Consider the following 12281-nt stretch of genomic DNA (forward strand, 5'->3'; position numbering starts at 1 on the left):
GTCTCCAGGCCGCGGATGATCTCGCCGGTATTGCCAGACGCGATATGGATGCGGACATCGGGATACTTGCGGGCGATCTTGGCAAGGAAGGTTGGCAGCATGCCCATGGTGGCCGGGTAGATGCTGCCGATCCTGATCTGGCGGATGCGACTGCCGCCGGCTGCCCGGGTCAGTTCGGTGGTCAGGTCGATGTCGCTCAGGATCCGCACACAGCGATCGTAGAAGGTTTCCCCTGCCCTGGTCAGTTCCACCCTTCTGGTCGAGCGGATGAACAGCGGACAGCCAAGTTCCCTTTCCAGCGACATCACATGATTGCTGAGCGCCGGCTGGGCAATACGCATCCTGGCTGCCGCCCTGCCGAAGTGCAGCTCCTCGGCCACCGCTTTGAAATAGGAGAGTTGGCGCAGTTCCATGAAGGCCATCCACTTGTGCTAGCAAACCGCAACAATGTGCTGCGTTCGGTGATTCACGCTTAGATTGCTTTCATAGTTCTATAATACGTGGTTTCATAAGTTGTCAAATGTTGTGTTTTCCGCCATGGATGCACGGCAGAGAGTTGCAATGAATCTTCGGCGTTTGCGAGTTTCTAAAGGAATCTCGCAAGATGATCTTGCGCTTACGGCTGATATCGAGCGCTCTTATGCGGGGCACCTCGAACGCGGCAGCAAAAACCCGACAGTGGTCACGCTCGAGAAAATTGCAACGGCTCTTTCATGTGATATCTCGGAGCTTTTCGCTCCCGTGCCCGATGACACAAAGCCAATCGAACCACTTCGTAGCGGACGACGACCTCCAGATCGAGATTGACGTTCCTGACAAGATTTGAACCGCCCTTTGCGATCGATCAAACCGCTGAAAGATCAAACACTTGGTAAAGCTGATCAATGATGCAGCTCTGCCAGCCGCTTAGACTCGCGGCATTGGCGTCGGTGACGCCCGGATCCGACAGGCGGGGCTAATTTAATCTGCATGGAAGAGCGGGCGGTTTCGTGCCAGCAAGCGGCCGCGATCGGTGGACGTTCGAATTCAAGCACACCTCGTTGCATGGTCGCCAGTTCCCGAGTGAAGTACACGGAAAACAAATCCTCGTCAGGCGCAGCTGGTTGCGCCTGCAGAAGAGCATCTGGCTTCGTCGATCCGCCTAGCCGATCGACGTCAGGCTGGCATTGCCGCCGGCCGCGGCGGTATTGATCGAAGTGGATACCTCTTCCAGAAGCCTGTTGAGGCAATAGGCATCAGGATCGCGCTCGAACTGCTTAGAGAGGCACGACGCGCTCGCAAGGAATGCATCGTCGCGCTCGGCGTCCATCGCTGGCAAGCACAGCGGTTGATCACGGCGATTCCCTAAAGGGCAATATCTGCATCCTCTAATACGCTGTAGAAAATGGTTGGAAGAGTGGAAGTCCTCTTCTGCAAGTCAAGGGTCACCTACGGCCGTGAGCCGCGTCTTTACCGGAGCAGACCTGTCCATTGGGTAGTGAACTGGGCGCCGCCGAGAAAACCCTCTTTTGCTTTGACTCGTCTTTCAACCAACCTTGGCCGTCATCGGGCGGCCCCCAAGGGGAGGCATTCGAAATGAGACGGACCACGAAGCTGATAACAACCGCAATGGCGGTCGCGGGCAGCCTGCTTGCGAGTACCGCGACAATACATGCGCAGGAGGAGAGGAAGCCCAACATCCTGTTCATCATGGGTGACGACATCGGATGGATGCAGCCGAGCATCTATCACCAAGGCCTCGCGGTCGGTGAAACCCCCAATATCGACCGCATCGGCCGGGAGGGCGCGAAGTTCATGACCTACTATGCCGAGCAGAGCTGCACGGCAGGGCGGACCGCGTTCATTACCGGCATGCAGCCGGTGCGCGTCGGCATGGTTCTGCCGGAGATCCCCGGAAGTCCGTCCTACCTGCGGGCCGGCACCCCTCACCTCGCCAAGTTCCTGTACGATCTCGGCTACTCCACAGGTGAGTTCGGCAAGAACCATCTCGGAGATACCACCGAATCCCTGCCGACGGCACACGGGTTCCAGGAATTTTGGGGCTATCTCTATCACCTCGACGCCATGCAGGGGGTGAGCTTCCCCGACATCAACAAGACCTCAACCGAGCAGGGGATCGCGCCACCTTGCAGGAACACGCCCATTCCTGGCATGGCGGAAGATCCGGCGGCTGTGGACGCAAAAACCACGACCTGCCTGACGCCGCCGCGTCCAATGCTCGCGTGCACATCCTCCGACGGGTCCCCGGCCAACCAGTCATGCAAGGACGCAGGGCCGCTGACGCTCGAGCGCTCCAAGACGGTTGACGAAGAGATCTCCGCCAAGGTCATCGATTTTCTCGACCGCAACGACCCGAAGAAGACCAACAAGCCGTTCTTCGTCTGGTACAACCCTGCGCGCATGCACATCACCACCGTCCTGCCGGATAAGTACCTGAACATGGTGGGTGAGCAGGGCGGCAAGGACTGGGGCGTCAACGAAGCCGGGATGAAGCAGATGGACGACAACATCGGCTACGTCTTGAAGAGGCTCGAGGAGATGGGCGAACTCGACAATACCATCGTCGTCTTCACGACCGATAACGGCGCCGAGACGATCACGTTCCCGGACGGCGGCACCACTCCGTTCAAGGGCGGAAAGCTCAGCACTTGGGAAGGCGGCATGCGTGCACCGCTCGTGGTTCGCTGGCCGGGGCACATCGAGCCTGGTACAGTCAAAAACGAGATGTTCTCGGCCCTTGACTGGCTGCCGACGTTTGTGAATATCGCCGGTGGGCCCAAGGGGGACGGCCTGAAAAAAGAGATCGAGGCAGGCAAGTATCCTGGCATCGTCAAGACCACGCTCGACGGGATCGATCAGCGCGACTTCCTGGAAGGCAAGTCGCCATCCAAGCGCGACTCGTTCCTGTACTATTCCGGCAAGGAGCCGTCGGCAGTCCGCTACAAGAACTGGAAGATGTACTTCGCCATGGTCTCAGACGATCCGGCTGGATTCATCGGCGGCGTGCAGCCTTACGCCTGGACGCAGGTCGTCAACATCAAGCGCGACCCGTTCGAAACCTCGGTCGGACAACAGTTGAAGACGCTCTTCGGTACAGGCGGGGCCATCGCGTCACCGTCCACCGCCTATGTCTATGACTGGAACATCCTGCCCATCGGCCAGCAGTTGTGGCTGAAGCATCTCGAGACCTACATCGACTTTCCGCCGCTTCAGAGCCCTGCAAGCTATAATCTGGAGCAAGTGATGCAGCAGGTCCGCGAAATGAAGACTGGTCACGACTGACGCGCAGGCGAATAACGACATTTGTAGCGGCCGTCACATGGCGGCCGCTACATCGGTATGCCCAACTGCAGAGGGCCGAACGATGAGCGATTTCACCCAAGCAGATCATGATGAACCGCGGTGGGCTCCGGTGCTGGCAATCCTCGGAGTGTTTGCCTTTCTGGAGGTGCTGCCGCATCACGTCTACGCCCTGCCGCGGTGGATATCATATGCGGTTCTGGTGGCAGCCATCGTGCCGATGGTCCTTGTCACGCTTTCCAGCGAAAATGCCGTGTGGCTGCGGGTCGAGCATGTCGCGATCATGCTGCTCGCCGGTGTTTACGCGGGGAATACGGCAGCGGAGCTTGGCGACATGGTCGGGATCATCACCGTGCATCCGCCCGAGACGCGATCGGTTTCGCTGTTGACGTCATCCTTTACGATCTGGATCAGCAACGTCCTCACCTTCTCGCTGCTCTACTGGCAGATCGACGCGGGTGGTCCAGCGCGCCTCGCGCGTAGCATGGCAGGACGACCCGACTGGCTTTTCCCCCAGACCTCGGCACCCGAACTAGCCCCGCCGGACTGGCGACCGCTCTACGTCGACTATCTTTCCCTCGCGTTCAATACGGCGGCTGCCTTCAGTCCCACCGACGTGCTGCCGCTGACAAGACGTGCGAAGGGACTGATGATGATCGAAAGTGCCATTGCTCTGTTGACGCTCGTGCTCGTGGCTGCGCGCGCCGTCAATGTCATTCCGTAGCGGCGCATTGTTCGTGCCGACGAGATCGAAGGTGCCTGATGTCAGTCGAGGCCGATCAGCTTTCAACAATGATCAATCACGCGGTGGCGCCCGCGTTCATGCTCAACGGCGTCGCGGCGATGGTGGCCGTGCTCGTCAACCGGATCTCCACCGTTACCGAGCGGATCAGAAACCTCCGTGAGATCGATGAAGCTGACCTCGTTCGAGCCAGGCTAAAGCAGGAGATCGGCGTACTCAGGCGGCGGGAGCTGCTCTTGAACAGTGCCTTGCACCTCGCTGTCCTTGCCGGGATCGGGGTGACGCTGTTACTCCTCTTCGGCTTTGTCGTGGCATTCTTGGGGTACCGCCACGAACCAGGCGCCGCCGTGCTTTTCATCGCGTCGCTTTGCTTTCTGGCTGGATCCCTGTTCCGGTTCCTGCAGGACATCAGGCTCTCCCAAGGCGAGCACAAAGATCGTCAGTTGCGGTGATAGATCGAACTGTGCGGGTTCGCCTTCACTAGAAGTGGAAGGCTACCCCTATGATCGGCCCCTGCTGGACGACGTCGAAGACAAAACCATCGTCCTCGTAGTTGACGCCTATGGCTCGGTATCCGGCCACTGCCGAGATGGTGTCGTTGAACTTGTAGCCGAGGCCGAGGCCCACGTCCCAGTCGACGTCGGCGCCGCCACCGCCCACCAGCCCCCATCCCGTGACATAGATTTCGGGGGTGAAGAAGTAGTTTCCACGCAGGCCCACGACCGCGTCCACCCACGTGGCACTGTCATCCCGCTCCACACCAGCCAGAAGTCCGCCGTTGAAGGTGATGTCGGTCTCAACCGACCAGACTTTCATGCCGCCGAACACGTCGAGGTGGCCATTCTGATCTTCGAGTACGGCGTAGCCCACGCCCAGAAGGCCTGCAAAGGTCTCCGACGTCACTCCGACGCTATCGGCGAAGATGCCGCGCGGCGTGTGCGCATCGGCCCCCAGCTTGACGTAGATGATGTCGCCGACAATGCTGTAGCGGTCATAACGTGCCTCGGCCGTAGCCATGAAGGCGAAGTCGAGATTGTCGAAAATGTCGCCAAAATCGGCATCGATCTTGACCTCGGGAAGCCCGAATTGGCGCACGTTCCCGGAAATTCCGGCAGCCCAGAAGTAGGGCGCCACGGTGAACTCCCAGCCGCTGCGGGTCTCGACCGTTTTCGCTTCGGGTGCCAGGGGCGTGAGATCAGCCGCATTGCCGAGCGATGTGGTCGACAGGACTGCGAGCATGACGATCGCAGGCAAGTGAATGGTTTTCATGAGAATCCCCCGATCTCGTTTACCGCTCAGCATTGCTTCCGGGTCGACAGTGCGTGACGGGATTGGAGTTCGGCAAGCCGAAACGGCTATTCGGACTTGCTGGAGCCACAGAATGCCTGAAACTGTGGCTTGTTGGCCTCAGTCTTGCTTTCCTGACGGCAGGGACACGCCACGAAGGTGACGTGTCCCTTGCTGGGGATCAATAGCAAGGCGGGAACGGATAGTACCCACATTGCTGACCGTTGTAGTAGGAGTTGTAGTAGTAGGGTCGCGCTGCGGCCGCGCCCACCGCAGCGCCTGCAACCACGCCCGCGGCAACCGGAGCACCACGATACCAGGCACCGTGATAGACGGGCGCATGCCAGTATGTACCTCCCACACGGTTGATGTTGGTGTCGCCGACATGGACGTCGTCTCCCCGGAAACCGCCCGCAAAGTCTCCTCCGCGCATGTCGCCTCCGAATCTGCCTCCGCCGCCGAAGCTACCACCGGCAAAGTCTCCTCCGTGGAATCCTCCGCCGCCGAATCCTCCACCACCGAACCCTCCGCCACCACCACCGAAATGATCGATGAAGAGGGCTGCCGGTCCGGAGGCACCATTAAGGCTGCCCTCCAGAACGGTTATATCGAAGGTGAGCGTCGTCCCATCCAGTTTAGGGGTCTTGAGCGTCACGACAGCGTCGCTGACATCTGAACCGTCGCCGCCCAGAACCGACACCGTTGCGTTCGGAGGGTCGACCGCAAAGTTGTCCTTGCCGTCATCCCACTGCATGATGAATTGTTCGGTCGTCACATGCCCTGCGGCCCGAACCGGCCGATCGGCAAAGACGATCGAATTGGCCGACACGCCGGTCAGAACGAGCTTGCCGTTTTCCATTTTCGCACCAGACGAATTGAGCACCGCCAATGACGGGACCGGCCCTGTCGGCGTGACCACGCCAATCGTCTTTTCCAACGGCACGTGCGGCTTCTTCGGTGCGTCCTGGGCAAAGGTGGCCGGGCTCATAGCGACGCTTGCGAGCAGAATGAGCGTAGTCAATCGGTCGAGTTTCATGGATGTGTCCTCGCAGTTGGAACGGGGTAGTGTTGCATCACCTTCCACGCCCCGTTTTGAAGTCACAGACTTCTGGTGCAGCGATCTGCCAAACAGCAGAGCCGCTTAGTCCTTGAAGATCTTTTTCCAGTCGGCCTTCATGTCGACGACGGTCCAGCCTGTGATCGCGGCCGCATCGAGCGCCTTGTCGAGGCGGCCGAATTCGCTCTTGCGGTCATAGGCGTATTCACGTTCCTCATCGGTGTGGTGAATGAGGACCCCGAGACGCGCAGGCGCGCCTGCCATTGTCGTCCACTCCAACATTTCGAGATCGCCGTCGGAATTGCCGAAGGCTGCGATGGGACGACGACCGATCTCCTGATTGATCCCAACCGGCTTACCGGCCTTGTCGTCGATGAAGTTGACTTCCGGCAGACGGTACAAGGTCGGCGTGTCGTCCTGCATCTTGAACTGCGTCTTGATCGAGGAGCCGATGACCTGCTCCGGGGGGACGCCGTAGACCTTCTCCGTCCATGGCCGCATGAACTCAACCCCGCCGCCCGACACGATGAACGTCTTGAAGCCGTTGGCGCGCAGGTAGGAAAGCAGCTCGACCATCGGCTGGTATACGAGTTCCGTGTAGGGTCGTTTGAACTTCGGGTCGCGGGCCGTCGAAAGCCAGTCGGTCACCACCTTCTCAAAATCAGATGTGGTCATTCCCGCATGGGTCACCATGATGAGTTCCAGCAGACCCTTTTCCCCTGATGCGGCGAGTGTCTCCATGTCGCCGTCGAGCACGGCCTTAAATGGCTGGAGGTTCTGCCATTCCGGATGCTGCGGAGAAAGCATCTTCACGCGGTCAAGGGCAAAAGCAAGCTGGGTGTACATCGGGTGCTCGACCCATAGGGTCCCGTCATTGTCGAAGACGGCGATCCGTTCCGGTTCCGGGACGAACTCGGGCGATCCCTGCTTTGTCACTCTCTCCACGAACGACACAATCGCCGATTTTGGCCCGGTATCATTCCAGGACGGTAGGGGATCGCTTTGCGCGTACGCGGATAATGCGAAGGCGAACGTCCCAAAGATGACGGCGGCAGCCACGTGGAGTGGCGCGTTGACGAGCTGGCGGAACATTGTTTTTACCCCCAGGGCAAGAGTGGCGCGGACTGCGCGTTCCTTCTCTTCCGGCATGCATCGACTCTAACGAAAGCGTTCCCCCCGCGATATTGCCCTTTGGGGAATCTGAGCAACCATGAGTGGCTTTGGCGGCGCATGACACCTCACCGATAAGATGTTATCATCCTCCGGCTTTGGGGGGTGGACCGATGGCCTTGGGTAAAGGGGAAGGTCGACTACTGCGCGCTGGCGTTTTGCTGGCATCGCTCTTTCTGGCGGCCTCGGTCGTACTCGCCGCCTCTCAAACCACACTGCCGTCTCTCGATCGGTCGCCGCGGGTTCTCATACTTTATCCATATGACGAAAGGATCGCTGCGACCACGGCTGCCGGGGAAGCACTGCGAGGCCGGCTCCTTGAAGCAACCAGTGGGAAGATCGATCTGTTCTCCGAGTTCCTGGACCTGTCGCGGTTTCCGGAGGCTGAACATGTGCAGCGGCTGGGGCGGTACATGGCAGAGAAGTATGCCATCCGTCGCCCGGACGTCGTTGTCGCGCTGGGCAAGGAGTCGGCCAGTTTCATTTCGACAAACCGGGCAAGCATTGCTCCCGACGCGAAGATAGTGGCGGCCGGTTTCGGCAACTCGACCTCAGAGAACATCGACCTTCCCGATGACGTGATCGGCGCGTTCACGACATTCGACATTCTGAAGACCGCGGAAATGGCGCGAGGTCTGCAACCCGGCGCCCGTCACCTCTACATCATCGGCGGATCGTCTGAGTTCGACCAGGGTTGGTTGGCAACGGCGCGCGCCGACCTCGCCGAATTCTCCAAGTCATACGAAACGACTTACCTCGAAAACCTGACGATCGAGCAATTCATTGAACGGGCAGCCGAAGTCCCTGCCGACAGCATCATACTGGCGTTGACGGTCTTCAAGGATCAGGCCGGGCGGAATTTCATACCGCGCGAAGCGATAGGAAAAATTGCTGCAACGGCCAGTGCTCCGGTTTACGGCCCCTACCAGACCTACATCAACTACGGGGTCGTCGGCGGCAATACCGTCACATTTGAAACCTTGGGTCAGACCGTCGGCAACCTAGTCCTCGATGCCATTGCCGGTAGGCCGATCAAGGATATTCAAGCGCCCCAGACCTACATCGTCGACGCGCGACAACTGAAGCGTTGGGGCTTGGCGGAAAAGAACCTGCCCGCGGGCGCCATCCAGATGTACAGGGAAAAGGGCCTCTGGGAAGGCCACTGGCTGGCAGTGACAGGAGCGTTTGGAGTCGTTTTGGTGCAGGCTGGCATCATCGCAGCCCTCCTTCTCGAGCGACGCCGTCGCCAGGACGCAGAGAGCCGGTCGCGACTTCACCTGCTCGAAGCTGTCCACCTGAACCAGTCTGCGACAGCGGGGGCGTTGTCGTCTTCCGTTGCCCATGAACTCAATCAGCCACTGTCGGCCATCAGAAACAACGCGGAGGCTGCTTCTGTACTGCTTCAAAATGACAGCCCGGACCTTCAGCTCATCCACCAGATCCTTCTCGATATCCAGGCAGATGATCAGCGTGCGGGCGACATCATTGGCCGGATGAGAGGATTGCTCAAGAAACGAAGCGAGATCGACTGGCAGGAGTTCGACCTGAACGATGTCACCTCGAACGCAGTCAGTATCATTCACGGAGAGGCGGAACGCAGGGGGATCACGCTCAAGACAAAGCGGCCGACGACAGAGCTACCGGTGCGCGCAGACAAGGTTCATGTGCAGCAGGTTGTCCTCAACCTGGCGACCAATGCGATGGATGCCATGACCGAGGCGGGGTCCGACAGCAGGATTCTGACGCTGGCGACAGGAGTTGTGAAAGAGAAAGCCGAGCTCTGCGTGGCCGACACGGGCAACGGAATTCCGCAGGAACGCCTTTCCAGCATCTTCGAGCCGTTCTACACGACAAAGCAGGCAGGAACGGGTCTTGGCCTTTCCATCGCGCGCGCGATCGTTGAGACTTACGGCGGAACGATCTCTGCGACCAACCGACCCGAAGGTGGCGCAATCTTTCGTGTGGCGCTCCCGCTTGCCCGAGGCAAGGGGCGACACTCATGAAACCGGTCGTCCATATCGTTGATGACGATGAATCTTTCCGCACGGCAACGGCACGGCTGCTTTCCGCCCATGGCGTCAGGGTGGAGGTCTATGAGACCGGTGATGCGTTTCTTGCCCGCCTTCCAGGCTGCGAGCCGGGCTGCGTTCTTCTTGACCTGCAGATGCCCGGTCGGTCCGGCTTGCAGGTACAGCACCAACTATCCGAGCTCGCGCCGCTGCTTCCGATTGTGTTTCTTACGGGACAAGGGGACATAAAGGCCGGCGTCGACGCGATGAAAGCGGGCGCCCAAGACTTCCTGGAGAAGCCGAGTTCAGGAGCGGTCCTGATGGAAACCATCCAGCGCGCGTTGGCCCAGTATGAGACGCGCAGGACCGAGTATGATCGCCAGCAGCAAATGAGGACTTTGGTCAATGGCTTAAGTGCCCGCGAAGCCGAAGTGTTTGGGCTTGTTGTCCGTGGCAACCTCAACAAGCAGATTGCCTACGCCCTTGGTATATCGGAGCGCACGGTAAAGGTTCACCGTCATCAGGTGATGGAGAAGCTCGGAGCAAGGTCACTCGCAGAGGCTGTCTCGATTGCTGCGGACATCGGCCTCGACCACGGACAGGTACGACGTGACGCAAAGTGACGGGCCGGCTTCCCCTTAGGGCAATATCGAGTTTTCGACGACGCGCCTACAATGGGTGTCAACTGCGGATCTCGAGAAATGTCACAATGGGGGCATGATAGTGGGAAAGCTGCGCGGCACGGTCGCTGTTGTCGATGATGATGCGAGCCTGCGTCGAAGCGTCGGACGCCTGCTCTACGCTTACGGATTTCCGGCCATTGAGTACCAATCTGCAGAAGCCTTCCTCGGTCGCGATCCAAACATCCTGATCGACTGTCTCGTATTGGACATCGACCTCGGCGGCATGTCCGGAATCGAATTGCAGCACAAGTTGAAAGAGGCAGGATCGAAACTGCCGGTGATTTTCATCACCGCCCTCGAAGACCCCCGCCTGAAAATCCAGGCAGAACAAGCCGGGTGCATCGCCTATCTGCGAAAGCCTTTCGCTGGGGTCGGGCTTATCGACGCGGTGAAGAAGGCGATTGGATCGTGAGATGACCGACCGCCACGACGCTCAGGCAGACTGACCAGCCAGACGGCTAACAGGGAGGTCTAATATGGAATGGCTTAGACACTGGCGGCCGATGGCCGAAGCACTAGCAATGGCGTCCTGCCTCAGCGTGCATCCGTTTTCCGCCGGAACCGCATCCGCTCAGAAAGCAAAACCGAACATCGTGTTCATTCTCGGCGACAATATCGGCTACGGAGACATCGGCGTTTACGGAGGCGGGAATTTGCGTGGATCGCCGACGCCGCGCATTGACCAGCTTGCCTCCGAAGGGCTGCGACTGACACAGTTTCTGGTCGAACCCTCCTGTACGCCGTCTCGCGCAGCCCTGATGACAGGACGCTATTCCATTCGTTCCGGACTGTCGTTGGTTGCTGTTCCGGGCACGTCTTTTTCCTTGCCGGCAAACGAAGTCACGATGGCTGAAATGCTGCATGACGCAGGCTACGCGACCGCAATCTTCGGCAAGTGGCATCTCGGTGCGCAAGCCTACAGTCAACCGCAAAACCAGGGTTTCGACGAATTCTACGGTATTCCGCCCGGCGATACCTGGGACGCATTTGGAATGATCCGGCAGGCAAGGCAGACGAACGCGCTCGATATCCCTCTCGACAAGGGGCCGCAAATCGTCGAAGCGAGCCGCGGCCAGCCACTTAAATCCGTGAAGCCATACACCGAGGAAGTGCGCCGCGAAATCGATTGGGAGCTGGCGGATCACGGCATCGACTTCATGAAGCGGCAAAAATCGGCGGGCAAGCCGTTCTTCCTTTACCTGCCGATATCGCGCACGCACTTCCCGAACCTGCCTTCGAAACGGTTCGAGGGCGCGTCGCGGATTGGTCAGTTCGGGGACTCCCTGATGGAGGGCGACGCGATTGTTGGAACGATGCTTGACGCAATCAAGGACCTTGGCGTTGAGCAGGATACGATCGTGGTCTTTGCATCAGACAATGGACCGGACGGCCCTGGCGCAAACCGGTTCGGCGGCGACATGCCGGATATTGGCAGTTCCGGACCGTATCGTGGTGCGCTTGGCGAGATCAGCGAAGGCGCGATACGCACGGCCGCGGCGATACGCTGGCCGCAACGGATCAAACCGGGATCTTCGTACGCGATGTTTTCGATCATGGATTTCTTCCCGACCTTCGCTCATATCGCTGGCGCCAAAGTGCCGGATGACCGGCCAATCGACGGTGTGGATCAAACCAGCCTGTTGCTAGGAGAGGACGACGACGGTGCCCGTGATCACCTGCTGACCTTCGTCGGGTCGGAATTGGTCGCAGCCCGCTGGAGACAGTTCCGTGCGTATTTCGTCAACGTGGCGCCGGGCCGTAGCGGCGCAGGGGGCGCAACGTTGATGGGAGGCGTTGGCGCGAGTGCTGCGCCCATGAACGGGTATCCGCAGGTGTTCAACATCGAGGCCGATCCACAGGAGGAGCACAATATCGGCGAGATGTACAACTGGGTTCTGGGGCCGCTGCTGCAGGCGGTGGGAGAATATAAGGCGAGCCTTGCGCGATCACCTAACCCGCCGGCGGCGAACATGACAAGGTTTTAGCTGCCGCAGCCTTGCGCGAACTGAAGCACAACTCGTTCCATGGTCGCC

13 protein-coding genes are annotated in these 12281 nt (G+C 59.4%); 8 read left to right on the plus strand and 5 right to left on the minus strand.

What is annotated here, in order from left to right; translation table 11 throughout:
* The coding region (locus tag AC1DE4_RS29060; protein WP_477884296.1) for a LysR family transcriptional regulator at nucleotides 1-413 on the minus strand (413 nt) is incomplete at its 3' end.
* A gap of 148 nt (nucleotides 414-561) precedes the next feature.
* Here AC1DE4_RS29060 and AC1DE4_RS29065 point away from each other — a divergent pair.
* Entirely contained in the window at nucleotides 562-807 is a 246-nt protein-coding gene (locus AC1DE4_RS29065) for a helix-turn-helix domain-containing protein (RefSeq protein WP_477884298.1), read from the plus strand.
* Nucleotides 808-1141: 334 nt separating this feature from the next.
* Here AC1DE4_RS29065 and AC1DE4_RS29070 read toward each other — a convergent pair whose 3' ends face one another.
* Nucleotides 1142-1309 (minus strand): hypothetical protein, encoded by a 168-nt coding sequence (locus AC1DE4_RS29070; RefSeq protein WP_477884339.1) that lies wholly within the window; start codon nucleotides 1307-1309, stop codon nucleotides 1142-1144.
* Nucleotides 1310-1608: 299 nt separating this feature from the next.
* Between AC1DE4_RS29070 and AC1DE4_RS29075 the strand changes: the two genes are divergently transcribed.
* From AC1DE4_RS29075 to AC1DE4_RS29085, 3 genes are all read left to right on the plus strand, one after another.
* Nucleotides 1609-3282 carry an arylsulfatase gene (locus tag AC1DE4_RS29075; protein ID WP_192241331.1) on the plus strand — a complete coding sequence of 558 codons (1674 nt, stop codon included), beginning with the start codon at nucleotides 1609-1611 and terminating at the stop codon, nucleotides 3280-3282.
* Nucleotides 3283-3364: 82 nt separating this feature from the next.
* Complete coding sequence (locus AC1DE4_RS29080) at nucleotides 3365-4024, plus strand: hypothetical protein (RefSeq protein ID WP_477884300.1); 660 nt, start codon at nucleotides 3365-3367, stop codon at nucleotides 4022-4024.
* A 38-nt stretch (nucleotides 4025-4062) separates the two neighbouring features.
* The gene (locus AC1DE4_RS29085) at nucleotides 4063-4494 is read left to right on the plus strand and encodes a DUF2721 domain-containing protein (protein WP_477884302.1); all 432 of its coding nucleotides are present in this window, start codon (nucleotides 4063-4065) and stop codon (nucleotides 4492-4494) included.
* 28 nt (nucleotides 4495-4522) lie between these two features.
* On the opposite strand, the gene AC1DE4_RS29090 is transcribed toward AC1DE4_RS29085, so the two are convergent.
* From AC1DE4_RS29090 to AC1DE4_RS29100, 3 genes are all read right to left on the minus strand, one after another.
* Entirely contained in the window at nucleotides 4523-5311 is a 789-nt protein-coding gene (locus AC1DE4_RS29090) for a hypothetical protein (RefSeq protein WP_477884304.1), read from the minus strand.
* A gap of 199 nt (nucleotides 5312-5510) precedes the next feature.
* Nucleotides 5511-6365 carry a hypothetical protein gene (locus AC1DE4_RS29095; RefSeq protein WP_477884306.1) on the minus strand — a complete coding sequence of 285 codons (855 nt, stop codon included), beginning with the start codon at nucleotides 6363-6365 and terminating at the stop codon, nucleotides 5511-5513.
* 105 nt (nucleotides 6366-6470) lie between these two features.
* Nucleotides 6471-7478 carry an HAD family hydrolase gene (locus AC1DE4_RS29100; protein WP_477884333.1) on the minus strand — a complete coding sequence of 336 codons (1008 nt, stop codon included), beginning with the start codon at nucleotides 7476-7478 and terminating at the stop codon, nucleotides 6471-6473.
* A 191-nt stretch (nucleotides 7479-7669) separates the two neighbouring features.
* Here AC1DE4_RS29100 and AC1DE4_RS29105 point away from each other — a divergent pair, with 191 nt between their 5' ends.
* From AC1DE4_RS29105 to AC1DE4_RS29120, 4 genes are all read left to right on the plus strand, one after another.
* Entirely contained in the window at nucleotides 7670-9559 is a 1890-nt protein-coding gene (locus AC1DE4_RS29105; RefSeq protein WP_477884308.1) for a sensor histidine kinase, read from the plus strand.
* On the plus strand, nucleotides 9556-10188 hold the full coding sequence (locus tag AC1DE4_RS29110; protein ID WP_477884310.1) for a response regulator transcription factor: 633 nt from the start codon (nucleotides 9556-9558) through the stop codon (nucleotides 10186-10188). The genes AC1DE4_RS29105 and AC1DE4_RS29110 overlap by 4 nt, the downstream gene beginning before the upstream one ends.
* Nucleotides 10189-10288: 100 nt before the next feature.
* Nucleotides 10289-10660: a response regulator transcription factor gene (locus AC1DE4_RS29115; RefSeq protein WP_477884335.1), complete on the plus strand. Its 372-nt coding sequence runs from the start codon at nucleotides 10289-10291 to the stop codon at nucleotides 10658-10660.
* A gap of 64 nt (nucleotides 10661-10724) precedes the next feature.
* Complete coding sequence (locus AC1DE4_RS29120) at nucleotides 10725-12233, plus strand: arylsulfatase (protein WP_477884312.1); 1509 nt, start codon at nucleotides 10725-10727, stop codon at nucleotides 12231-12233.
* Nucleotides 12234-12281 lie beyond the last annotated feature (48 nt).

This window comes from Rhizobium sp. 10N414, from assembly GCF_056394785.1.